Origin of the sequence: Spiroplasma endosymbiont of Nomada rufipes, from assembly GCF_964277355.1 — a bacterium.
In the GTDB taxonomy this organism is placed as follows: Bacteria; Bacillota_I; Bacilli_A; order Mycoplasmatales; family VBWQ01; genus Spiroplasma_E.
Map to the genome: position 1 here is coordinate 969,123 of NZ_OZ195517.1, position 23,795 is coordinate 992,917.

The following is a 23,795-nucleotide window of genomic DNA, read 5'->3' on the forward strand; positions in this document are numbered from 1 at the left end:
GGAATAATATTATTTTTAATTAATGAAGAAATAAAATTTGAATTTTTGCTGAATTATACTTGTAAGTGCAAGTAAATAAAATTGCAAAAAATTCTCATATAAAAATTTCATAATGCTAAATTTAGTTTAGAAAAAAGTAAGGAGTTTTTATATGAGTTATAAACATCTTCGCATAGATGAAAGGATTTATATTGAGAATCAATTGAAATTTAAATTTAAAATTAGTGAAATAGCTAAAAATCTTAATCGAAGTATTAGTACTATTATTCGAGAAATTAATAGAAATAAAGATAATAATCATTATTTTTCATTAATTGCACAAAATAAAGCTGAAAATAGAAAACAATCACATATTAGTTTTCATAAGTTTAAAAATAAGAATTTAGTAAAATATGTACAACAAAAATTACTATTAGGTTGATCACCTGAACAAATTTATGGCAGAATTAAAAATTTTCATAAACAATGAGTTATTAGTTTTAAAACAATTTATACTTGAATTTATTTTGGAATGCTTGATAAAGTTACTAGTAAAAATTTAAGAAGAAAAGGTAAAAAACGAAAATCTAAAGAAAATCGTGGCAAGTTTAATGGTAAATCAATTAAAGAACGAGATATAAATGTTAATGATCGTATAACACTTGGTCATTGAGAAGGAGATACTATAGTATCATCAAGAGGCAAAAGCAAATCATGTTTAATAACTTTAGTTGAAAGAGTATCACGATTTTCTTTAGCAATATTAGTTAAAAACAGAACTACTAAAGTTATTAATAAAAATGTCAGTTATTATTTATCAATTCTTCCAAAAAACATTGTTAAAACTATTACTTTTTATCGTGGCAAAGAATTTTCAAATTGACAACAACTTGAAAAAAATTTAGATGTAAAAATTTATTTTGCCAATCCATATTCACCTTGACAAAGAGGTACTAATGAAAATACTAATGGTTTAATTAGAGAAAAATTTCCTAAAAAATTTATTTTTTCAAAAACTAATAAAAATGAAGTTCATAAATTTATATTGTCTTTAAATCAAAGACCGAGAAAAATATTAAATTATCTTTCACCAATCTAATATTTGGATAGAAAAATAATTTAGTTGCACTTACCTTTACAATTTATCATATTTTAATAACAAACAAATCTTAACATAAAAAAATATAAAAGCAAACATAAACAAAAACGATACTTAATCAAGTTTAACTAAATACTATCATATTTGATTAATAAATATAGAAAATTGATTAGAAGATTTATAATTATGTTTCAACTCCTTTTAAATCATTGATGTTTACTCCTATTTTTGATATAAATAATTTGTATTTAAAAATAATACAAATTTTTTATTAAAAATAGAAGAATATTATTCTTAAATATTTGGTAGTTTTAAGAACTTTATTTTAGTGAATAAAGTTCTTTTGATTTTAGTATACAATTAAATTATACGTTTGAAGAAAGGTTGATTGATAATGCAATTTTTTAAAAAGAAGCATATAGAACAAAAAACAACAACCATGTTTAAACAATTTTCGCAACTATCGAAAGAAGAAGTTATCCAACAATTAGATGGTAGTATGTACGGATTAAAAAAGGAAGAAGTAGAAGACAGACTTAAAAAATATGGTAAAAATGTTTTTTCTCATAAACGATTTGTTTGATACAAAAAATTAATGCACAATATTTTTAATCCTTTTATTATTGTTTTAATGATAATAGTTATCTATAATTTTATTAGTTACAGTATTATTGATACTAATACTGATAAAAATGTTGATTTGTACAGTGCTATTATTGTTTTAGTAATGATTATTTTGAGTGTTTTTATATCTTACTTTCAAGATTATCGTTCCTATAAATCTTCAGAAAAATTACGACAATTAATTGAAACAACAGCCAGTGTTTTTCGATTTAGTAATAAAAATAAAAAAATTGATTTTAATGCTTTAAATAGTGTTGCCAATTTTACAAAAGAAGTATTAATTGAAAATTTAGTACCAGGTGATATTATTTTCTTATCTTCTGGTGATATGATTCCTGCTGATGTTCGAATTTTAGTTTCAACCGATCTATTTATTAATCAATCAGCACTAACTGGTGAAACATTTCCTGTTGAAAAACATGCTATTAATACTAAAGATGATAATAAAAAAACTAGTATCCTAGAATTAGAAAACATATGTTTTATGGGTACTAGTATTGTTTCGGGCGGTGCTATTGCTATTGTTATTGCATCAGGTGTTAATACTTATTTTGGATCAATTGCTAGTGCAGTAACTAGTAAACGTCCTGTTACTAGTTTTAGTAAAGGTATTAAAAAAGTTACCTACATTCTTATTGGTTTTATGTGTGTAATGATACCATTAATATTTATTGTTAATGTAATTACTAAAAATAATATTTTAACAGCGTTAATATTTTCAATATCAGTTGCTGTTGGTATTACCCCCGAAATGCTGCCAATGATTGTTAGTGCTAACTTAGCAAAAGGTGCAATTAGATTATCACATAAAAAAGTAATTGTTAAAAATTTAACTAGTATTCAAAGTTTTGGTGCAATGGATGTTTTATGCACTGATAAAACCGGTACTTTAACTGAGGATAGAATTGAGTTAGTTAAACACTTAGATCCAGAAGGTGTTGAATCAAACAAAGTTTTAGAAATGGCATATTTAAATAGTTCTTTACAAACTGGATTAAAAAATAATATTGATAAAACAATTGTCCAACACATTAAAGCTCATCATAATAAAATAGTTGAAATGCCCTATCGTAAAATTGATGAAATACCTTTTGATTTTATAAGAAGACGAATGTCAATAGTAGTTTCAAAAGATAAAATTATTAATACTTTAATTTGCAAAGGAGCAGTAGAAGAAATATTAAAAATTTGTACTAAAGTTGAAATTGGAGGGAAAGTAATTACCTTAACTGATAAAATTAAAGAAAATGTTTTAAAATTAAGTACGGAATTAAATAATGATGGTTTACGAGTAATTGCAATTGGCTATCAAGATTTTGCTAGTGACAAAACAGTTTTTAAAATAGAAGATGAATCTAATTTAGTTTTATTAGGATATATAGGTTTTTTAGATGTACCTAAACCTAGTGCTATTAAAGCAATAACAACTCTTAATCAACACGGAATTGATGTTAAAATTTTGACTGGTGATAATGAAATTGTTACTAAAGCAATTTGTAAAAAGGTGGGATTAGAGCCAGGAAATCCTTTATTAGGTAGTGACATTGAAGATATGAATGATCAACATTTACAAGCATTAGTAAATAAAACTACTATTTTTGCGAAAATGGATCCATTACAAAAATCAAGAATTATTGATATTTTAAAGTTAAATGGTCACACTGTTGGCTTTTTAGGTGATGGTATTAATGATGCTGTTGCTTTGCATCACGCTGATGTTGGAATATCTGTTAATAGTGCTACTGATATTGCCAAAGAAGCATCTGATATTATTTTATTAGAAAAAGATTTAGATGTTTTAGAACAAGGAGTGATTAGTGGCAGAAATACTTTTGGTAATATTTTAAAATATATTAAAATTACTATTTCTTCTAATTTTGGTAATTCATTAAGTATTTTAATTGCTTCAATTTGATTACCTTTTTTACCAATGATGGCAATTCAAATTTTACTACAAAATTTATTATATGATATTTCTCAATTAGCAATTCCTTGAGATAGGGTTGATGAAGACTTTATTAAAAAACCACAAAAATGAAATGCAAAAAGTATTTTACCTTTTGCATTATGGAATGGACCGCTAAGTTCAATATTTGATATAACCACCTTTTTATTTTTAGGATATGGTTTACATATCTTTGCCAATTTTGCTAATGTAGATCCTAATAGTGATGCTGGCATATATCAACAATCATTATTTCATACTGGATGATTTATTTTAGGAGTTACTTCACAAACATTAATTGTACAATTATTACGAACTTCTAAGGTACCTTTTATTCAAAGTATGCCATCTCATCAGTTATTTTTAACAACAATTATAATTACTATTATGGGCATTAGTATTCCATATACACAATTAGGAGCTACTATTGGTTTAACACCAATTCCTTTAATTTTTTATGCTTATTTAGCTGGTGTTGTCATTGTTTATTTCATTGCTAGTCAATTATTAAAAATGATATATATAAAGGTTAATAAACGCTGATTATAAACTAAATTTTAATTTTAAGAAAAATGTATTTGATTTTTTTAAAATTATTATACAAATAAATGTAAAACTAAAGAAAGTTTTTGTATTCCTGTTACTTTATTAAAAGTAAAAGGAATTTCATATTATAGATAGGAACAGATAAAAGTATGCTAACATTAAATTACCTTATTGATCAATTTCAAAAGAAAAGAATTCAATTTTCTATTATTGAAGATTTTATGAATAATCCAAACATTAGTGATGAGGAAGTTATTAGTTTAGATAATAACAATAGAAATGCCCTTCATAATAGTTTTTTATTAGATTTAGATGAAGCAGCAGAAATAGAAGATGAATATAACTATGATCCACATGAGGAAGGTTGAGAAACTTCAAGTGAATTAATAGAATTTACAACTAATAAAATAAAACTTATTAATTGATTAATAAATGCTAAATTGTAAAGGTAAGTGCAACTAAATTATTTTTCTATCCAAATATTCGATTGGTGAAAGATAATTTAATATTTTTCTCGGTCTTTGATTTAAAGACAATATAAATTTATGAACTTCATTTTTATTAGTTTTTGAAAAAATAAATTTTTTAGGAAATTTTTCTCTAATTAAACCATTAGTATTTTCATTAGTACCTCTTTGTCAAGGTGAATATGGATTGGCAAAATAAATTTTTACATCTAAATTTTTTCAAGTTGTTGTCAATTTGAAAATTCTTTGCCACGATCAAAAGTAATAGTTTTAACAATGTTTTTAGGAAGAATTGATAAATAATAACTGACATTTTTATTAATAACTTTAGTAGTTCTGTTTTTAACTAATATTGCTAAAGTAAATCGTGATACTCTTTCAACTAAAGTTATTAAACATGATTTGCTTTTACCTCGTGATGATACTATAGTATCTCCTTCTCAATGACCAAGTGTTATACGATCATTAACATTTATATATCGTTCTTTAATTGATTTACCATTAAACTTGCCACGATTTTCTTTAGATTTTCGTTTTTTACCTTTTCTTCTTAAATTTTTACTAGTAACTTTATCAAGCATTCCAAAATAAATTCAAGTATAAATTGTTTTAAAACTAATAACCCACTCTTTATGAAAATTTTTAATTCTGTCATAAATTTGTTCAGGTGATCAACCTAATAGTAATTTTTGTTGTACATATTTTACTAAATTCTTATTTTTAAACTTATGAAAACTAATATGTGATTGTTTTCGATTTTCAGCTTTATTTTGTGCAATTAATGAAAAATAATGATTATTATCTTTATTTCTATTAATTTATCGAATAATAGTACTAATAATTCGATTAAGATTTTTAGCTATTTCACTAATTTTAAATTTAAATTTCAATTGATTATCAATATAAATCCTTTCATCTATGCCAAGATGTTTATAACTCATATAAAAACTCCTTACTTTTTTCTAAACTAAATTTAGCATTATGAAATTTTTATATGATAATTTTTTGCAATTTTATTTACTTGCACTTACAAGTATAATTCAGCATTTTACTAAAATTTTTTTAGTAAACTTTTTTGATTTACTTGTTGTAAGTTTTGTATTATTTACTACTGGTTTTAATTTATCAAAATTAACATTTTTAATATCATTATTTAGTTCTTGATTTTTACAAATTTTATATATTTTTCTTATTCTTTCATTTTTTAACATTGACTTTCTTGCTTTATAAATCTTAAATGCTATAACTGATCCAATTACTCCACCAATTGCATAGGGCATAATTTTAATTAAATTTTCAATTCCTAAAAAAAATGAAGTAATACCGTTATAAAATGATTCAATATTATTACCAATATTATTAAAAAAAGTTTTTATATTATTACCAAAATCTTTAAAGGCAGTTTCAAAATTATGAACAAATGTTTGAAAACCTTCACTAATTTCATTACTCAGAGATTGAAACTCCTTACCTAGATCATTAAAAAAAATTCTACATCATTACTAACAATTTGAAAACCTTCACTAATCTCATTACCCAGAGATTGAAACTCCTTACCTAGATCATTAAAGACATTACTTGCATCATTGCTAAAAGATTGAAAATTAGTATTTAAATCTTTTGTAAATACTTCAAATTCTGAACTTATATTATCACCAAAATTATTAAATAAAGTTTCAGTATCATTTCCAAAAGACTGAAACTGTGAACCTAAATCATTAAACAAGTCTTCGATAGGATCAAAATGCATAAGTAATCCTCCTTTAAACTATATCTGATTTTATTATTTGTTTCATTAATGTATATGATATTACATAGAAATAAGAGGTTTTTGGTTTTCTTGTTTATCAGCAACAGGTTTTGAAGATGGACTTATAGACATTAAATTAGCAGCATTTATTACATCTTGAGAAATAGGATTACCCTTATTTAAAGTAGCAAAAGTCATAGGAACAGTAGATAATGTGTTTGCTAATTCTTTTGTAAGAATATCATCGACTGAATTATTTTGAATACTCAATTCTTTTAATTGTTGTTCTTGCTTTTGAAATTTTGCATCTAATTTCATGTTTCGTAATAAAAGTTCTCTCTTTTTTATTGCTTCTTCTTTTAATGTTATTTTTTTTCAAAATCAGTATACAAACTATTTTCTTTGTTTTGTTCAAATTCTTGTTCTGATTCTTCTTCGGATTCTGAATCTGATGAATTATTTATATTTTATAATAGCATGTATTGTAATTTTTCTTGTCGTTTTGCTTTTTTTTCAGCAATATTAGCTTTGTAATTTTGTTTTACAACAGATCCAATTATTGCACCACCAACACCTGAAGAAATTGCAACAGGTATATCAAAAATAGTATTATAATTATTATCAGTAAGTCCTGCACCAAATCCACCCGCTAAAAACCCCAACGTACCACCTATTGTTAGCGCATGATTAATAGCAATTTTCCCCGCTTTTTTTGCTGTACTTTTTGTTTTTAATATCATTTCTTCTTGAATTGCTTTTTGTTTTTTATAATTTTTAAAATTTTTATATTCTTTTTCTGTCATTTGTATATTTTGTATATTTTTAGGCATATCTTTTAATCTTCCTTTCAAATATTTTAATTTAATAAAAATCCTAATATAGAGAAATATCTATATTAGGATTGGACATCTATTAAATTATAATTAGAATTGTAATTTATTTTTTTTAATGTGTCAATTAAAAGCTTTTTTTAGTTTAAATAGTTAAATTATCAATAATACTCTTAATTTCTTCTGCTTCTTTAAATTCATTTTTTCGTTTGAAGGCTATACATAAATTAGATAATAAAATTTCTTGATTATTAGTTTTTTCAATTTCATTTTTTAAAACAAAATAAAGGTACCCACACTGTCAAAAAGTTGGCTTTCTAAGAACTAAATAATTAATATTATTAATCATAATAATATTTTTAGTTTGTTTTTTTAAACTAAAAGTTGTTAATTCTTTATGATAAATAGTTATTTTTTTATCATCAATAGTTATTGAACTTCGACTATATTGATTTTCAAATCATCAATTTTTTTTATTATTCATATATTAATATTATTTTCTTTTTTTTATTTTTAGTTTTAATTCCAATTTTATTTAATAAAGTTAAAATTGAAGATCTATATAATCCTTACTTTTGCAATAAAAGTGAAGTATAAATAATAGATTGTACTACCGTACCAATAATAATAGCTACTGCATATCATAAAATACCAATATAACTACCATCAATATTAGTAACACCACCAAATAAAGCAATAATAAAAGAACCTCAAGCCCCAACATGACCAAGTACACCAAAACCAAATGCTAAAGCACCCGCAACAGCACTACCAATAAAATTAGCAACTATTGTTATTCATGTATCTCTCACTGCAAATGGAATAGCAAATTCAGAAATTCCCATAAACCCTAATAATCAGGCATTTCACCCTAATGATTGTTCTTGTTTTGTAAATAATTTACGACTAAATACTGTTGATGTTAATGCACAACCCAATGGTGCAATCGGAATCGCTGCTGCTACTGGTCCCATTAATCGACCACCATCTTGTACCATTAATGATGTTGCAACAAGAACAGCTGTTTTATTAATTGGACCACCCATATCAAATCCAACCATTGCTCCTAATAATAATCCAACTAAAACCCTATATTTGGATGTAACCCCATTCAACTTAAACCATAATACAATGCACCCATTACATATCCAAACGGTGCTGCTAAAAAGAAAGCGGTTGGAATTGCAATAATTGCTGTACAAAAAACAGGAATAATAATAATTGGCATAATTGGTAATAATCATTTTGGTACTTTTCATGAATTTACAAATCTAACTAAATAACCAGCCATTAGTCCTCCATAAAGAGCACCAAATAATGTTCATGAAACATTAGCGTTACCCTGAAAAGGTTGACTTGCATCAATTTTAGAACTAGCAGTAAGATTAAATACTCCTCATCAAAATCACATTCCCGTACCAGGTGATACTAATAAAAATGTAATAATCATTAATACATGCATTAGCGTTGTACCACCAATTAATCCAGAATTAACTCCTGGTGGATTTGTTTTTAATCAAACAAGTTGTTCTTCTCATGAATTTTTAAATTCAAATCCATTACCAAAAGTACCTTTTGCGATACCACCAACAATAGCAAAAATTAAACCAGCAAAAACAACAAATGGTATCATATATGATACTCCACTTAATAAATGTTTTAAAATTGCTGGTTTACCTTTCGAAGCATTTAAAATGAAATCACCACTATTACCATTAGGTTCAGCGTATATTTTTGCTTTTGTTAAACTTTCTTTAATAGTTTGTTTAGCATCTTTAACTACTGGTTTTGTACCACAAGTATATGTTTTTTTACCAATAAACGTTCTAAGTCAATTGCAACATCTGTTGCTAAAATAACGACATCCGCTTCTTTAATTTCTTGTTCTGTTAGTACATATTCTGGTCCTTTTTTACCTTGACATTCAATATGTACTTGATAGCCTAGTTTTCTTTTCCTGCGGTTTCTAATAATTCTTTACACATGTAAGTATGAACTACTCCAGTTGTACAAGAAGAAACTCCAATAATTTTTTTTGTTTCCTTATTTTTCATTGTTTTTATTTCTTTTTTAGTACTATTTTTAACTGTTTCATCATTAATAAGCGATATTATTTCTTGTGAATTTTTTGCATTTTTTAATTTTTTACGAAAATCTTCATTTACAAGTTTAATTGCAAGTGTACTTAAAATATCTAAATGTAAATTTTCTGCTTGTGTTTCAGGAATTATTAAAGCAATAATAAAAGTTGTTAATTGTCCATATATTGCTTTTCAGTCAACACCATTATTATTACATAATATTAGAATTGCAGGTTTTTTAATTGATTTAATTCTAGCGTGTGGAATTGCAATTCCACCTTCAAAACCTGTTGATGATTCTTGTTCACGAGCAAGAAATGCTTTTAGTAATTCATCACGATTAGTAATATAACCTAATGAAAATGCCAAATCAGTAATTTTAGTTAGTGCTTCTATTTGATTTTTAATATTAGATTCAAAAATAATATGTGAGTTGTTTAATAAATCATTAGTTATTTTCAATTTTACCTTCCTTTCTAATGATTATTTTATCTCCTTTTTTTAATAAAAACCAGAGATTTTTTCAGATAATTAAAATATATTTTTAACTATTTATTCAATTAAATTTAATATTTATAAAATTAGATATATTACATACTTCAAAGTTTTTGCTGTTTTTTAAACAAAATATAATAAATAAAAATTATCAACATTAATCCCATATTTCCTTATAAATTAATATAAATAACTTATTTATAAAATAATGTAAAATTAATTTAGATAAAATTTAAGTATTTAAAGAAAGGGAAAATTAGAGAAATGTTTAAAACAAGAAAAGAAAATTTAAATCAGAAAAATAACAAACTTAAATCAATAACTGATTATCAATGATTAGCTTTAGATATCGGAACAGAAAACTTTAAAGCTAGATATATTAATATAGGTCTTAGATATGATGCTCCAACCTATTTAGCTGAAGACTATGAAAAAAATAGAATTCTTTACGGTGAAGAGGCTAAGGCTTTAACTGACAAAACAAATGAAAACGTTATTATTAAACGTCCAGTTCGTGATGGTAATATTGCTGATCCAGATGCTTTACAACGTATTCTTACTAAAATTTTTCAAGATTTCAGACTTGAAATTAAAAATTTAAAAGAAATTAATAACAATTCTATAAAAAAACATGAAAAATTAGATAAAAATCGTAATTTGATTGTGTTGATGGCAACACCAAGTGAAATTAATTCAGCACAAAAAGAAGCTTTAGAAAATATTGTATATCGTTTAGGAGCACTCCGTGGATTTGTACAAGAAGAAGTAAAAATGGCAGCCTTAGGTTCAGGGCAAGATATTTTTGGAAGTGCAATTATGTGTATTGATATTGGTGGTGGCAGTACTGATGTTGCTATTATTAGTAATAATTCAATATTATATTCATATACAACACATTGTGCTGGTGACTATTTAATACAAAAAGTTCAAGAATATATTATAAAAAAACATGCCTTAAAAGTTGGAATAAAAGAAGCTGAAGATGTTATTAAAAATATTGGCTCACTTATGAAATATCAAGATGAAAAACCATACACAATTTCGGGCTTTTCATTACCTAGATTAAATTCTCAACCAGGAGAAACAATGTCAATTTCTAAAACTATTGAAATTACACCAGAAGAAATTCGTGAAAATGTTATGCAAGTTCAATTCAAAGAACATATTATTCCAGCCATTCGCAGAGTACTAAGAACTGCTGGTGACAAGGCTGCTGGAAGTATTAGTGATTTAAAGAAAAAAGGTAAGGGAATCACAATTTGTGGTGGTGGAGCTTATATTAAAAAAGTTGATAAATTTATTCAAGAAGAATTAGCTAAAGAATATTATATTGAAGTTAAAACTGAAAAAGGTACAAAACCAATGCGTCAAAAATATGAAGGAGATCTTTTTGAAGTGCGGACTGCTCTAAATCCTTTAGATAATGTTATTGATGGTTGTGTAAAATATCGTGATACAATTTACAAACAATTAATAATTGAACAAAATCCTAATCGTGAAATTCTAATAAAGGACGAAGATTTAGGATAAAAAACTATAAAAATCTTAAATTATTAAAAATTTTTTTTAAACTTTGGTAATTTTTTTGAGTTATGAAGTCCTGAATCAAAAGAAAAACTTTCGTATTTCATAACATTTGATACATTTCACTTTGATAAATTTTGATTAAATTTTAAAGCATGAGCAAACATTAAATTCATATTCGTAACATTTGAAGTATCCCAAGTTGAAATATTACCGTTAAACTTTAAAGTACTGCAAAACATTCAACTCATATCTATTACGTTTGATGTATTTCACTTTGATAAATCTTGATTAAATACTCATGCATTACTAAACATATTGTTCATATTTGTTACATTAGATACATCTCATTTTGACAAATCTTGATTAAATGATGTCGCATCAGCAAACATATAACTCATATTTGTTACATTTGAAGTATCTCAAGATGATAAATTTTGATTAAATGCATTTGCAGCGGAAAACATTCAACTCATATTTGTTACATTAGATACATTTCATTTTGATAAATATTGATTAAATGATGTTGTATGAGTAAACATATAACTCAAAGAAGTTATTTCTGGTGGTAATTGTTCTGGAACTTCTTTAATTGTTCTTGGCATATTAACAACTTGAATTTCTCCCTAATCATTTTTATAAAATCCAATTTGAGTAATTTTGGTAGTTTTTATATCTGATAGATTATGCTTATTAGTTATTACTTTTTTGCCATTTTCATCAATGTAAATAGTGTCTTGTTGAGTTTTATTATTTAAAACATCATTTTTTTGTGAACTTGTGTTTAAGACAGTTACAGTTAAACTTCCTATAGTTGATGCAAATGTTAAAACACTTAATGCTGTTAATATTTTTTTCATTTTTCCATCCTTCTATTTTATTTTGACTTTATTTAAGAAGTCAATTTTACTTTACTACTTTTTGAAGACAAATTCACAAAAATTATATTTTTTAAAGTTAAAACTTTTTTGCTGCTTCTTTAATATACTGTTCAAATTTATCCATCGTTTTTTCTGGCCCTAATGCTGACAAACCTCCACCTTTTGCTAATATTTTAGAACCAATAAGTAAATTAGCATCATTTTGATGAAGTTCTTGAACCTTAGTACCACAAATAAGAATTGGTTCTACTACTTTAGCACCTACAAATTCTCATGTCCCTTTTAAATAAGTTGCATGATTACCTCATAAATATCAGCCATATGGTGCTCCTTGTGTCGCCAAAATTTGAACTTTTAAATGTGGTAATAATCCTCTAGCTTCACCTTGTTTGGTATATTTATAATCAAAAGTTTTACCAGCAACTAAGATGTGATCTAAATAATTTTTTGTCATGCTAGTAACATTAAAATTTGTCATTGGTGTTGTATATATAACTTTATTAACATTTTTTAGTTGATTAATATAATAATCAGAATCTTTTTCATTAAAATATGAAGTAAAGTTTTTTTGCGTAATAGTAATACTTGCCATTGGTATTTGATTTAAATCTAATTCAATTATTGAATCTTCTGGATGAAATTCACGATAATATTTAACAAAACGAGATACTAAACTTTCAGAATAAGATAGTTCTTTTTTAATCATAGAAGAACGAATTACTAATATTTTATTTGCCATTATTTTTGCCTCCGAAATATCTAAAATAACTTTATAATTTGATTTTATCAGTTTTTATTTATTATTTTTTAAAAAATAATAAATAAAAATATAGTTTTATAAAAAAATGAAATATTTATTATAATTTTATCAATTTCTATAAAGTGTTATCATTAAAGTGTGTAAAACTTTTAAAAAAGTTTATAGAAAAATTTTAAATTAAATAGATATTAATTCTAAAAAATAGATATAAGTAGTTATTATAGAAATTTTAGTATTTGTACACAAATTATAATTATTAAGAAATTTGAGATTAGACTATCAAAAATATAGAAAGAGGCAAAAATATGAATGAAAGAAGACAAAAATTACTTGAATTGATGAATAGAAATTTAAAAATTAGTACTTTAATTAATTACAAATTTAAAATTTCTGAAATAACTAATGCAATTGCAAGTATCAATAATGATTTATATAAACAACAAAAATATTTTTTAGAATTAGAAAATATTAGAAAATACAGAAATAAAATTCAAAGAAAATTTAATAAAAACAAAAAGATAAATTGGGAGCGTACCGAAGATGTCGATAAATAAAAAGTTTTAAAAATAACTCCTTTCTTTTTTAAACCCTTAAATTAAAAATAAATGACAAAAGACGAGAATAAAATTCTTGTCTTTTTTTGTAATTGTAAAATTTTAAAATTTTTAATAACCGTCTTTAGCACTATTATCAACACGTGTTAGGGAACTAAAAAAGTGAACTACAACATAGTTGTTAAAAATAGTAGCTAGCATGTGGACTTGCATTGATAAATAAAAAGTGGAGTGATACCTAATAAAATATACTAACCAGAAATGGTAATTCTTGGGGTGGGAGCGAATTGGAAACTAGTATATATAGACCCGGAGTGGGGACCAACTATTATTATTTATTTAACCAACCTTGCCACTACCAAGTGAGCAAGTGTTGGTTTTATTTTTTATTTTTTTTAAAAAATTTTTGGGCGAGAAAATAAATTTCAAACTTGTAAAAAAAATTGAGCGGGACCGGTTCAATGCTAAATTGTAAAGGTAAGTGCAACTAAATTATTTTTCTATCCAAATATTCGATTGGTGAAAGATAATTTAATATTTTTCTCGGTCTTTGATTTAAAGACAATATAAATTTATGAACTTCATTTTTATTAGTTTTTGAAAAAATAAATTTTTTAGGAAATTTTTCTCTAATTAAACCATTAGTATTTTCATTAGTACCTCTTTGTCAAGGTGAATATGGATTGGCAAAATAAATTTTTACATCTAAATTTTTTTCAAGTTGTTGTCAATTTGAAAATTCTTTGCCACGATCAAAAGTAATAGTTTTAACAATGTTTTTAGGAAGAATTGATAAATAATAACTGACATTTTTATTAATAACTTTAGTAGTTCTGTTTTTAACTAATATTGCTAAAGTAAATCGTGATACTCTTTCAACTAAAGTTATTAAACATGATTTGCTTTTACCTCGTGATGATACTATAGTATATCCTTCTCAATGACCAAGTTTTATACGATCATTAACATTTATATCTCGTTCTTTAATTGATTTACCATTAAACTTGCCACGATTTTCTTTAGATTTTCGTTTTTTACCTTTTCTTCTTAAATTTTTACTAGTAACTTTATCAAGCATTCCAAAATAAATTCAACTATAAATTGTTTTAAAACTAATAACTCACTCTTTATGAAAATTTTTAATTCTGCCATAAATTTGTTCAGGTGATCAACCTAATAGTAATTTTTGTTGTACATATTTTACTAAATTCTTATTTTTAAACTTATGAAAACTAATATGTGATTGTTTTCGATTTTCAGCTTTATTTTGTGCAATTAATGAAAAATAATGATTATTATCTTTATTTCTATTAATTTCTCGAATAATACTATATCAATGAAATGGATGTATTTGAATAACAAAAGTTTCTGCTTTGATAATACTATCAATAACTACAATTGGTTTATATTTAGGATTACGATGATAAATAGTAATTCCACATTTATCTAATGATAAAGGTTGAATTTTACAAGCCATAAATACTGGTGAATTTAATGGAATTAATTGTGCATGTTTAATTGCTTTCTTTTCAGAACTTGTAAATAAATCAATTGTTTTTTCTTTTAATTTATTAATTTTTTCAAATGCTTGTTTTTCTAATTTTTCGAATTTCTCTTGCAATTTATAAATATTTATTCTTATTTTTTCAAAATATGAAGTATCTTTTCAAAATTTATTTAAACCTTTTTTAAAATAAAATTTAATATCAAAATATTTAAAAGTTTGATTTGCTTTTAATACTAATTTATGAATTGAACTATTTTTAAAATTAAATTTAATTGCATTAGCACGAATTTTTTGTAAATCTAAAATTAAATATTTTCCATATCTATTTTCTGCATGTATTGTATGAACTAAATTTAATCAGTCATGTTGGTTCATTTTTAATACTTCTTTTAAATCAGTATTATATTTTTGTAAAAAATTGTTTGCTTTATCAATATCTTTAATTTTAAATTTAGGAGTTAACTGTGGACTTAACTTTATTAATTCATTTTGTAATAATAAATAATTTTTTAATTCTTGTACTTCTAATTTTGCAAAATTATTTTTATATTGTCTTTCAGCAACAAAACCTAAATTTTGTATTATTGTTTCGCGATTTGGAGCATGGTTATAATTAAATAAATAACGTTTATTTCCAATAATTTTATCTGTTAAAAATTGTTTTTCACTTACTTGACTAATGATTTCTTGTAAATTTTTTGCTTTTTTAATACCAATTTGTTCTAATGTTTTAGTTTTTTCTGCTAAACTAATAAATTTAGTTGTACGATAACCACGACTAATTCTATTAAGTCCAGCAAATGCAGGTAATATATTAAAAAAAGCATTTAATGGTGTAACATTTCCTTTTAAATAATCATAAATTTGATTAATAGTAAAATCAGTTAAAAACTCTACACCAACAGCACTAATACTAGCAAGTAAATCACTTGCACCTAAACTAAGTGCTAAACTTTCACTTAATCCACCAGTAAAAGGAGCAAGTGCTACTGCTATTACTTGTACACCAATCATTTCTAAAATTTCTCATCATCAACTTTTATGTTCTTGTTGTTGACTTGTTATATTATGTTTTGGTTTATTTATGTTTAAAAGTATTGCTGTACTAGTTGTACCAATTGGCATAATAATTATCCTTATTTAAGAGTTATTTTTATAGGATTTGTTGAACCTTGATAATTTTTATCAGTGTCATTAGTAGTGATTACTACATATAAATCTCCTGCTTTTTGGTTTTGATTACTTACATCAACTTGACCTTGGGCATCACTAAAATAATTAATAATTGGAGTTGTTAAATTTGGATTTAAATTATTTAGTTCAGTTGTATTTTTAATTGTTGTATCTAATAATTTATTCTTTTTAGTAGTATCAGCAGTAATATTAGTTGTTAATGTTGTAATTTCTTCACTTAAATATTTTTTATTAACAATACCACATAACATTCATCTTGATTCTGTTTCTGAGTTTGACATATAAGGAATAGATTCTCCTGTTACTTGTCCACCAACTAAATATCTTTTTGGAACTTTACCATCTTTAATATCTTCAACATATATACTAGTTTGTTGTAACATATATCTTTTCATTGCTTTTGGTGTTGCTAAAACAAAATTCATAATTTGATTTTTATTTTCAGTATTTTTAAATGTCATATAATCATCCATAACAATTTGACATAATACACCTTTAATATATAAATTTGTTCCATTTAATCTTAATTGTTGTGCTAGTTGATTATCAGTAATTAAACCTTTATTATCTGCTAAATAAACTAAAGTATCATAAAGACTATTTGTTATAAAAAATTTACAATTATTACTATTTCTTAATTGAAATAAAGTATTTCATGCTGATAACATTGATTTTAAATATCCTACTGGTGTTGTATCAGTAATGATTACTTTTTTGGCAGATTTAGCAATTGTATTTGTATCATTATTTGTTAAATAATCTGCTAAATCATTAGCAACTTCATATTGCATACTTTCTAGTAAATTTTGCCCATTATCTGCAAATAAATCAACTTCACCAATCATTTCTCCTGTACTAGCTTCTTTTGTAATTTCTTTAATAATTTTATCAGTATCAACATAACCAACTTCTAATCCTTTACTTTTATCATTTCAATGAAGTATTTTGAATGTTGGGTCTTTTGGTTTTTTAACTATAAATTCAATTTTTGTAGAATTAACCATTTCAATTGGAAAAAAACTTGCTCATGGACTATTTGATTGTTTATAAAATTCTATAAATTCAGGTGTTTCTACTAATTTTGTAGTATTATCTAAATTTTGTTTAAATGGCACTGGATTTGGCATTTTAAATTTTCCTTTCTTTTATAAATTATTTTTCTTTTTATAATCTAATAAACTACTTTTTATTGAAGTTTCTTGATTTGTTAATATTGTTTCTTGTTTACCACCTGTATTAATTGGTTCTTTAAATAGTGGTTGTTCTTTAATCATTTTTTAATAGTTTCTTCAATTTTTGAATTTTCTATATTACTTGTTTTAAATTTTAAAAATTCATAAAATTCTTTTTTAACTTGATATTTTTTAAATATATTAATTATTTCTTTTTCTTTAATTTCTTGATTAAGTTTATTTAACTTATTTTCTAATTCAACAATCTTAATTTCTTGCTCTTGTTGTAAATTATTATTTTCAGTTAAAGGTTCAGTATTTTGTTCAACATTAGTTTCATTTTCTAACATTTAAATTACACCTTTATTATTTATTTTCTTTTCCATTAATTTTTTCATTAAGTTTTGCTAATTTTTTTTGATGTTTCATCACTTTATTATTTCTTCTAATATGTTTTGGAGTTGTAATAAATCTTTTAAATCAAACAATTAATTATCTACAAATTAATGTTCCTACACTTGTTCCAATAATAATTAATTCATGTAAAAATTCTTTCATTTTCAATTATTTCCTTTCAATTATTTATTTTTAATTATTCGTCAAATTGACCATTATTAATTCTTTCAATCATTGATTTTGAATTACTTATAATAGTTACTAATAAAGATATTTCTTTATTTAATTGTTCCATTCTTTCTTTATATGTCTTAATTTCATTGTTATAATATTCAATCAATTTTTCTTTATTCATTAGTTATCATCTCCTTTATAAACTATCATATGTAGTTGGTCTTTCATATAAAACATCACTACTTCCACTATTATTACTAATAGCATCACTATTAATTAATCTTCTTGTTTCATTTGTAAATGATGTTTCTTGCATTTCTTGATTATGATTTTTAGTTTCCATAGGTAATAAATTATGTATAATTTCACTTGCACCAGCAACTATTGTTGGTACTGCATAAGCATTATTAAAATCATTATTTATACCCATAGCTACACCACTTGAAATTAGACATACACTAGTTGCCATATTACATATTTTTCTTATTACTTCAAATCTATTAGGTATTAATTCACTTAACCCACCAATTAGATTTGATATACCATAAGTACTTAAACTAATATATGTATCTCAATCCATTTGTTGTTTATTATCATTAGTTAATAATAATGGTCATGGTGGTGTTTCTGTGGTAGTAGTTGTTAATCAAGGTGGTGGTTCAGGATTAGGATTGATTTTTGTAAATTTTGCATAATTAATTAAACCAATAGTTCCTAAACCTAATAATATTTTTTTACTTGAATTTAATATTTTCTTTTTAGTACTTGGCATTTGATTTAAGTTTCATATATCAATTCCTAACTTTTTACTAAATAATAAAGCATTAATACTTCCTAATACTGGATTTGCAATTACTTGACCATAATAAGCACTTGTACCAATCATTGCTGATAATGGACTTATTCCAATTCTTATTATTTTTAATAAAGTATAGTTATTTTATTGTACATTCGTGTCATTTGGCATTTTCATTTACTCCTTCATTTTTTGATTTAATAAACACTTCAACTCAACCTGTATAGTGAACGTTATCACCAACTAAAATAGCAGTATTTGCATGTGGTTGAGAAACAACTAAATATTCAGCAATAACATTAGGATATTTTCATAAAATAATTGCTTTTATATCATTACTATCTGTTAAATCTTTGGGATTTGGTGAAAATATTTCTATTTTATCTTGACCAAATAAATCTTTTAATTTAATCATTATCAAATTCACCTTTTTCTATTTTTTCAATTAATAAATTTAAAATATTTTTGTCCAAATCAGAGTTTGTATAATTAATTTTTTTAGTTCATTTAATTATATCTTTCATATATTTAAGTAATTTTTCTTTATTCATTATTTATTCTCCTTTCTATTATTTCTTTCTTGCTTTATTAATAAATTTATTCAAATAATTTGATTATCACCATCACCTAATTTTTTTAAAAGATATTCATATCTTTTCTTAAAATATTCACTATCAATATCTCTATCTTGGTAAATTATTTTTTTCAATTTTTTTATTTTATACAAGTTTTTTGGAGAATATATTTCTCCATGCATGCAAAGAAAACATTTCATTATTTATTCTCCTTATTTTCAATTTGATTAGCAATTTCACTTAATATTTTTAATACTTTATATTCATTTTTTAATTCTTTAATAATAAATATTAAAAATATTATTAGTGTTATACTTGTTATTAATATTGGTGCTATTAATAAAATTTCTCATCATATCATTTTTTACTCTTTTCATTTTTTAAATCATTTAACATTAATTGAACAAAATACACGATTTTTAGGAATGTTTAAAGTATTAAAAATTTGACCAGTTACAATAATTTCATCGTTTTTGTTTAATAAAATACAGCGTCTATAAAGTTTTGGGTTATTAAAAATTAAAGTAACATAGTTTAAACCATTTCATTGACCACGAACACTATAATATAATTCTTTATTACCTTTTTCGTAATATTTTGCTTCAATAGTGTTACTTAGTTTTACTGTTAATTTGACATAATTTGCTTTCTCTTTCGTTTTTATAATTCCTTAAATAATATTGAATATGCTTATAAGCATCTTGTTCATGTTTTGTTAATTTTATATTTCCTTTATAATTTTCTATTTTAGTTTTATTTTTAGGATGATTTTCTAAATAATCTCAGTTCATAATATCTTCTACTAATACCATTAATGCACCAATAATTTTAGGTGTTGCTAATGGATTAGTTAATAATTGTTTTGAACTTAAAAAGAAATTTTCTACAATAACTAATATTTTTTTATCAATAAATTTTTCTTTAATTAATTGAAATTTTTCTTTATACATATTTTTAGTTCATAAAACAGTTAATGTATTAAATGTTTCATTAAAAACAATATTATTAGTTTCATTTGAATATATAACAATTCCATTATTACCAATACCAGCGGGGTCAATCCCAATAATTAAGTCATATTGCATTATTAATCAAATTCACCATTTTTAATTTTTTGATTTAATTGAGATATAAGATTTAATCTTCCATTAAAACAACTTTTTCAAAGTTTAGTTACTTTTTCATCGTCTCTCATTTCTTTATTTCATTCTCATTCATCTTTAAGATATTCAAGTATTTTTTTTATTCATATTTATACCTCCTACTTAACCTAATATTTAAAATACAGTCATAACAAATTGCTTTACCATTTTTATCTCTTAAAAAATATTTTTTTGTTTTTATATCATTAGTATTAAAGAATAAATAATATAATTTATTTTGTTTACATGTTCAACAAAAATACTTTTTCATTATGAGTTGAAATTTCTTTATAGGAAGTAATTATATAATTAGTTGGTAAATCATCATGTTTATATGGATTATTTATTTTAAAACCTTTTCTGTTCTCTTCTCACGTAATGTTATATTTAAAACAAGGATTAGTAATTTTATTTTTGTTATCTGTTATTTCACCAATAAATCAACTATTATGCTGTTCATAAAATGTTAGTTGTTCAAGTTTTACATCATTAAGTTAATATTCTTTTGGAGCAGTTGCTTTATTAACAGTTATTTTTTGGTCTTTAATATATGGTTCTAATAATTTTATTAATTCATTACCACTTAATTCTCTTTTAATATTTTCTAAATTAAAACTCAATATGTATATTTATCATCAGCAATAAAAGTATTATTTTTAACCATTCATTTTGGACATTGTAATTTATATTCACCATAATCAATAAGAATAGATTGTGGTTTATCTTTTACAATTTGTTCTTTTTTAAATTCTATTTGCATAATAATCCTTTCCTAATATGTTCTGTTGCTTCTAGCATAAAGAACATATATTTTGATTTTTAGATTATTAATAATCCCACTATTCGTTTTATTCATTCCAGCAATTCTGGGCTCAAAAATAAATTGTGAAATTTTAAAAAACATTGAGGCATTCGATTCAATATTTATTTAATTTGCGTTTAGCAAATTAATATTTTAATTGAACCGGTCCCGCTCAATTTTTTTTACAAGTTTGAAATTTATTTTCTCGCCCAAAAATTTTTTAAAAAAAATAAAAAATAAAACCAACACTTGCTCACTTGGTAGTGGCAAGGTTGGTTAAATAAATAATAATAGTTGGTCCCCACTCCGGGTCTATATATACTAGTTTCCAATTCGCTCCCACCCCAAGAATTACCATTTCTGGTTAGTATATTTTATTAGGTATCACTCCACTTTTTATTTATTCATGCAAGTCCACATGCTAGCTACTATTTTTAACAACTATGTTGTAGTTCACTTTTTTAGTTCCCTAACACGTGTTGATAATAGTGCTAAAGACGGTTATTAAAAATTTTAAAATTTTACAATTACAAAAAAAGACAAGAATTTTATTCTCGTCTTTTGTCATTTATTTTTAATTTAAGGGTTTAAAAAAGAAAGGAGTTATTTTTAAAACTTTTTATTTATCGACATCTTCGGTACGCTCCCAAAATTAGCTGATTTTGAAATGAAAAAGAATGAACAATATATATTATATAGTCATAGAGAACCAACCCCACCATATCCTAGTAAATATATTGCTATTGAGTTATCACAGAACTTTAATTCAATTGAAATTGAAGTAAATGATAAACCACCAATTGATAGTTTACAAAAAAGTATTATTAGATATGTTAACTTATACATATACTTATAACAGAAATTTTGATGGTGCTGTATATGAAAACGGAAATCCTAAAAATGATATTGCTAAATTAAAACAAAAATTTGAAGGTCAAAAGCCTGATGATGTTATTACTAATTTATTTAAAGAATGAAAATTAGATTATCCAAATTATATAAATTTACCACAAGTTCAAATATTTAAACAATTAATTATTATGTTATCAAATAATATCTATTCAAATATGTCAATTAATAAAGGATTAAATGACGATAATAAAATTTTATTACCTTATTATTTTGAATTAAAATCAAATCCTATACATACAGATACTGGTAAAGTTTAAGAATTTAAAGATGTAAAGGTAATATTAAAATCTAAATATTTTGATTTTACAGATATTAATAATATTAATTTAAAAAATAATGATATTAGTCAAAATGAATTATTTAAACTAGATGATAATCAATTTAATTGATTATCTATTACCAATGAATTAGAAAGTAATAATATTCCGTCATTAATTCCTGCTGATTGAACATTAGGAAATGGAGAATATGGAAAATATTTTACAAGAGTAATTATTAATAAAATTAAAATTGAAAATGTTTTAAATTTATATGGTTCAAATAAATCTCAATTATTTTCTAAATTAGAATTTTATAAAGAAATTTCACAAATTGATAATAATATTGAATTTGAATTACAAATTGAAAATCCGATTAATAACTTAAATCGGATTGAAATTAGCGGTATATTTGGTGCTGGCAATTATGATTTAATTTTAATAACTGATAAACAAGAAATTGATTTAAAAGATATTAATTTATTCGATAAATATAATGAAAATATCTCTTATATAAATTTAGAAATTTAATTATCAATCAAAATATCCATTTGGATATTTACCATCCCATTCTATATCAACTTTATGTTGTTTAACAGATGAAAAATATAGTGAAAATACATCTGATGAAGTTGTTTTATCAACTCAAATTTGATACTTACCAAAAACTATACTATGGTCTGGTTTTTCATATGAATATTTGAAATTATTTTCATGGGTAAGCACCCCCCATGATTAATCCTATTGTTCCATTTGTAGCACCAGTTAGTGCTAATGCTAATGTTATTTTACTTAAATTTGTTTTTATTCATGTTTTCATATTAAATTAATCCTTTTTTAAATTTTATAAAACTGTACGATTATTTGAATAATAATGATTTTGTTCATTATTTGGCGTTTTATTTATATGATTTACTAGATTTTGAATATTAGTATTTTTTTGTCTTTTTTTAAAAATTAAATTTCATATGTTAATTTCTTTATTTAATCTTTTTATTTTTTCATTAATTTCAAAAATTTTCTTTTTATTTTCTTTGTTTTTGTTAATAATCCCAAAACTAAAAAGTGTAATAAAAAAATTTTTAACTTTTGGTTGTTTTTTAATTTTTGTTATTTCATTATTCATATCATTAATTGTAGTTTTTGCTAGTTCAACTTTATTTTTAATTACTTCTTCATTACCATTATTAATTTGTGCAGATTTTAAAAAATTAAAAACTCAATTATATTCCAATTCTAATGTTTTCATTTTTTTCTCCTTTTTCCTTGATTTTACTTATAAATTATACTATTTTTGATTATTTTTACAAGTATGCTTTTAAATGCAAAATAA

Annotated in this window: 36 protein-coding genes; 9 read left to right on the forward strand and 27 right to left on the reverse strand. The window is 23.6% G+C overall.

Annotated elements, in window-relative coordinates:
- Positions 1–151: 151 nt before the first annotated feature.
- From ACICQF_RS05275 to ACICQF_RS05285, 3 genes are all read left to right on the forward strand, one after another.
- A complete protein-coding gene (locus ACICQF_RS05275) occupies positions 152–1,078 on the forward strand; it encodes an IS30 family transposase (protein WP_395473041.1) in 927 nt (308 codons plus the stop codon).
- Positions 1,079–1,472: 394 nt separating this feature from the next.
- Entirely contained in the window at positions 1,473–4,196 is a 2,724-nt protein-coding gene (gene mgtA, locus ACICQF_RS05280) for a magnesium-translocating P-type ATPase (RefSeq protein ID WP_395473042.1), read from the forward strand.
- Positions 4,197–4,342: 146 nt separating this feature from the next.
- The gene (locus ACICQF_RS05285; protein ID WP_395473043.1) at positions 4,343–4,639 is read left to right on the forward strand and encodes a hypothetical protein; all 297 of its coding nucleotides are present in this window, start codon (positions 4,343–4,345) and stop codon (positions 4,637–4,639) included.
- A 12-nt stretch (positions 4,640–4,651) separates the two neighbouring features.
- On the opposite strand, the gene ACICQF_RS05290 is transcribed toward ACICQF_RS05285, so the two are convergent.
- From ACICQF_RS05290 to ACICQF_RS05300, 3 genes are read right to left on the reverse strand one after another with little or no spacing between them, the layout of a single operon-like run.
- Entirely contained in the window at positions 4,652–4,894 is a 243-nt protein-coding gene (locus tag ACICQF_RS05290) for a transposase (protein WP_395473044.1), read from the reverse strand.
- Entirely contained in the window at positions 4,870–5,478 is a 609-nt protein-coding gene (locus ACICQF_RS05295) for an IS30 family transposase (RefSeq protein ID WP_395473712.1), read from the reverse strand. Before ACICQF_RS05295 ends, ACICQF_RS05290 begins: the two co-directional genes overlap by 25 nt.
- Positions 5,479–5,601 (reverse strand): hypothetical protein, encoded by a 123-nt coding sequence (locus ACICQF_RS05300; RefSeq protein ID WP_395473045.1) that lies wholly within the window; start codon positions 5,599–5,601, stop codon positions 5,479–5,481. It lies immediately after the preceding gene.
- Positions 5,602–5,641: 40 nt separating this feature from the next.
- Between ACICQF_RS05300 and ACICQF_RS05305 the strand changes: the two genes are divergently transcribed.
- A complete protein-coding gene (locus ACICQF_RS05305) occupies positions 5,642–5,890 on the forward strand; it encodes a hypothetical protein (RefSeq protein ID WP_395473046.1) in 249 nt (82 codons plus the stop codon).
- A 241-nt stretch (positions 5,891–6,131) separates the two neighbouring features.
- On the opposite strand, the gene ACICQF_RS05310 is transcribed toward ACICQF_RS05305, so the two are convergent.
- The 6 genes from ACICQF_RS05310 to ACICQF_RS05335 all read right to left on the reverse strand — a co-directional run bounded on the left by ACICQF_RS05310 (position 6,132) and on the right by ACICQF_RS05335 (position 8,873).
- Positions 6,132–6,410 carry a hypothetical protein gene (locus ACICQF_RS05310; protein ID WP_342258150.1) on the reverse strand — a complete coding sequence of 93 codons (279 nt, stop codon included), beginning with the start codon at positions 6,408–6,410 and terminating at the stop codon, positions 6,132–6,134.
- 60 nt (positions 6,411–6,470) lie between these two features.
- Entirely contained in the window at positions 6,471–6,728 is a 258-nt protein-coding gene (locus ACICQF_RS05315; protein ID WP_338956883.1) for a hypothetical protein, read from the reverse strand.
- Positions 6,729–6,877: 149 nt separating this feature from the next.
- Positions 6,878–7,240 carry a hypothetical protein gene (locus ACICQF_RS05320; protein WP_395473047.1) on the reverse strand — a complete coding sequence of 121 codons (363 nt, stop codon included), beginning with the start codon at positions 7,238–7,240 and terminating at the stop codon, positions 6,878–6,880.
- A gap of 145 nt (positions 7,241–7,385) precedes the next feature.
- Entirely contained in the window at positions 7,386–7,724 is a 339-nt protein-coding gene (locus ACICQF_RS05325; RefSeq protein ID WP_395473048.1) for a hypothetical protein, read from the reverse strand.
- 85 nt (positions 7,725–7,809) lie between these two features.
- The gene (locus ACICQF_RS05330; RefSeq protein WP_395473049.1) at positions 7,810–8,301 is read right to left on the reverse strand and encodes a hypothetical protein; all 492 of its coding nucleotides are present in this window, start codon (positions 8,299–8,301) and stop codon (positions 7,810–7,812) included.
- A gap of 20 nt (positions 8,302–8,321) precedes the next feature.
- Positions 8,322–8,873, reverse strand: a complete 552-nt coding sequence (locus ACICQF_RS05335; protein ID WP_395473050.1) for a hypothetical protein — start codon at positions 8,871–8,873, stop codon at positions 8,322–8,324.
- 61 nt (positions 8,874–8,934) lie between these two features.
- On the opposite strand from ACICQF_RS05335, the gene ACICQF_RS05340 reads away from it, so the two are divergent.
- Entirely contained in the window at positions 8,935–9,099 is a 165-nt protein-coding gene (locus ACICQF_RS05340) for a hypothetical protein (protein WP_395473051.1), read from the forward strand.
- Here ACICQF_RS05340 and ACICQF_RS05345 read toward each other — a convergent pair.
- The gene (locus ACICQF_RS05345) at positions 9,020–9,214 is read right to left on the reverse strand and encodes a hypothetical protein (RefSeq protein ID WP_395473713.1); all 195 of its coding nucleotides are present in this window, start codon (positions 9,212–9,214) and stop codon (positions 9,020–9,022) included. The genes ACICQF_RS05340 and ACICQF_RS05345 overlap by 80 nt on opposite strands.
- The gene (locus tag ACICQF_RS05350; RefSeq protein WP_395473052.1) at positions 9,184–9,783 is read right to left on the reverse strand and encodes a fructose PTS transporter subunit IIA; all 600 of its coding nucleotides are present in this window, start codon (positions 9,781–9,783) and stop codon (positions 9,184–9,186) included. The genes ACICQF_RS05345 and ACICQF_RS05350 overlap by 31 nt, the downstream gene beginning before the upstream one ends.
- A gap of 297 nt (positions 9,784–10,080) precedes the next feature.
- Between ACICQF_RS05350 and ACICQF_RS05355 the strand changes: the two genes are divergently transcribed.
- A complete protein-coding gene (locus ACICQF_RS05355; protein ID WP_395473053.1) occupies positions 10,081–11,346 on the forward strand; it encodes a rod shape-determining protein in 1,266 nt (421 codons plus the stop codon).
- A 23-nt stretch (positions 11,347–11,369) separates the two neighbouring features.
- Here ACICQF_RS05355 and ACICQF_RS05360 read toward each other — a convergent pair whose 3' ends face one another.
- The 3 genes from ACICQF_RS05360 to ACICQF_RS05370 all read right to left on the reverse strand — a co-directional run bounded on the left by ACICQF_RS05360 (position 11,370) and on the right by ACICQF_RS05370 (position 12,960).
- Positions 11,370–11,945 (reverse strand): BspA family leucine-rich repeat surface protein, encoded by a 576-nt coding sequence (locus ACICQF_RS05360; protein ID WP_395473054.1) that lies wholly within the window; start codon positions 11,943–11,945, stop codon positions 11,370–11,372.
- A 21-nt stretch (positions 11,946–11,966) separates the two neighbouring features.
- Positions 11,967–12,200 (reverse strand): hypothetical protein, encoded by a 234-nt coding sequence (locus ACICQF_RS05365; protein ID WP_395473055.1) that lies wholly within the window; start codon positions 12,198–12,200, stop codon positions 11,967–11,969.
- A gap of 97 nt (positions 12,201–12,297) precedes the next feature.
- A complete protein-coding gene (locus ACICQF_RS05370) occupies positions 12,298–12,960 on the reverse strand; it encodes an FMN-dependent NADH-azoreductase (protein WP_338956870.1) in 663 nt (220 codons plus the stop codon).
- Between the two features lie 326 nt (positions 12,961–13,286).
- Between ACICQF_RS05370 and ACICQF_RS05375 the strand changes: the two genes are divergently transcribed.
- Positions 13,287–13,535, forward strand: a complete 249-nt coding sequence (locus ACICQF_RS05375; RefSeq protein WP_395473056.1) for a hypothetical protein — start codon at positions 13,287–13,289, stop codon at positions 13,533–13,535.
- A 487-nt stretch (positions 13,536–14,022) separates the two neighbouring features.
- Here ACICQF_RS05375 and ACICQF_RS05380 read toward each other — a convergent pair whose 3' ends face one another.
- The 12 genes from ACICQF_RS05380 to ACICQF_RS05435 form a co-directional block, all read right to left on the reverse strand.
- Positions 14,023–16,167 (reverse strand): IS30 family transposase, encoded by a 2,145-nt coding sequence (locus tag ACICQF_RS05380; protein ID WP_395473057.1) that lies wholly within the window; start codon positions 16,165–16,167, stop codon positions 14,023–14,025.
- A gap of 11 nt (positions 16,168–16,178) precedes the next feature.
- On the reverse strand, positions 16,179–17,363 hold the full coding sequence (locus tag ACICQF_RS05385) for a hypothetical protein (RefSeq protein ID WP_395473058.1): 1,185 nt from the start codon (positions 17,361–17,363) through the stop codon (positions 16,179–16,181).
- An 80-nt stretch (positions 17,364–17,443) separates the two neighbouring features.
- A complete protein-coding gene (locus tag ACICQF_RS05390; RefSeq protein ID WP_395473059.1) occupies positions 17,444–17,758 on the reverse strand; it encodes a hypothetical protein in 315 nt (104 codons plus the stop codon).
- 242 nt (positions 17,759–18,000) lie between these two features.
- Positions 18,001–18,159 (reverse strand): hypothetical protein, encoded by a 159-nt coding sequence (locus ACICQF_RS05395; RefSeq protein WP_395473060.1) that lies wholly within the window; start codon positions 18,157–18,159, stop codon positions 18,001–18,003.
- A gap of 15 nt (positions 18,160–18,174) precedes the next feature.
- Positions 18,175–18,864 carry a hypothetical protein gene (locus ACICQF_RS05400; protein WP_395473061.1) on the reverse strand — a complete coding sequence of 230 codons (690 nt, stop codon included), beginning with the start codon at positions 18,862–18,864 and terminating at the stop codon, positions 18,175–18,177.
- 49 nt (positions 18,865–18,913) lie between these two features.
- Positions 18,914–19,189, reverse strand: a complete 276-nt coding sequence (locus tag ACICQF_RS05405) for a hypothetical protein (RefSeq protein ID WP_395473062.1) — start codon at positions 19,187–19,189, stop codon at positions 18,914–18,916.
- Entirely contained in the window at positions 19,182–19,325 is a 144-nt protein-coding gene (locus tag ACICQF_RS05410; protein WP_338957559.1) for a hypothetical protein, read from the reverse strand. The genes ACICQF_RS05405 and ACICQF_RS05410 overlap by 8 nt, the downstream gene beginning before the upstream one ends.
- Positions 19,325–19,549, reverse strand: a complete 225-nt coding sequence (locus tag ACICQF_RS05415) for a hypothetical protein (RefSeq protein WP_395473063.1) — start codon at positions 19,547–19,549, stop codon at positions 19,325–19,327. Before ACICQF_RS05415 ends, ACICQF_RS05410 begins: the two co-directional genes overlap by 1 nt.
- Positions 19,549–19,710 carry a hypothetical protein gene (locus tag ACICQF_RS05420; RefSeq protein ID WP_338957563.1) on the reverse strand — a complete coding sequence of 54 codons (162 nt, stop codon included), beginning with the start codon at positions 19,708–19,710 and terminating at the stop codon, positions 19,549–19,551. The genes ACICQF_RS05415 and ACICQF_RS05420 overlap by 1 nt, the downstream gene beginning before the upstream one ends.
- A 250-nt stretch (positions 19,711–19,960) precedes the next feature.
- Positions 19,961–20,434 carry a hypothetical protein gene (locus ACICQF_RS05425; RefSeq protein ID WP_338957806.1) on the reverse strand — a complete coding sequence of 158 codons (474 nt, stop codon included), beginning with the start codon at positions 20,432–20,434 and terminating at the stop codon, positions 19,961–19,963.
- Between the two features lie 551 nt (positions 20,435–20,985).
- Positions 20,986–21,111, reverse strand: coding sequence for a hypothetical protein (locus tag ACICQF_RS05430; protein ID WP_395472770.1), 126 nt, complete (start codon positions 21,109–21,111; stop codon positions 20,986–20,988).
- Positions 21,096–21,251 (reverse strand): hypothetical protein, encoded by a 156-nt coding sequence (locus ACICQF_RS05435; protein ID WP_395472771.1) that lies wholly within the window; start codon positions 21,249–21,251, stop codon positions 21,096–21,098. Before ACICQF_RS05435 ends, ACICQF_RS05430 begins: the two co-directional genes overlap by 16 nt.
- Before the next feature lie 709 nt (positions 21,252–21,960).
- Between ACICQF_RS05435 and ACICQF_RS05440 the strand changes: the two genes are divergently transcribed.
- Positions 21,961–22,149, forward strand: coding sequence for a hypothetical protein (locus ACICQF_RS05440; RefSeq protein ID WP_395473064.1), 189 nt, complete (start codon positions 21,961–21,963; stop codon positions 22,147–22,149).
- Positions 22,124–22,462: a hypothetical protein gene (locus ACICQF_RS05445; RefSeq protein WP_395473065.1), complete on the forward strand. Its 339-nt coding sequence runs from the start codon at positions 22,124–22,126 to the stop codon at positions 22,460–22,462. The genes ACICQF_RS05440 and ACICQF_RS05445 overlap by 26 nt, the downstream gene beginning before the upstream one ends.
- Positions 22,463–23,306: 844 nt before the next feature.
- Here ACICQF_RS05445 and ACICQF_RS05450 read toward each other — a convergent pair.
- Entirely contained in the window at positions 23,307–23,711 is a 405-nt protein-coding gene (locus ACICQF_RS05450; RefSeq protein WP_339038919.1) for a hypothetical protein, read from the reverse strand.
- Between the last annotated feature and the right edge of the window lie 84 nt (positions 23,712–23,795).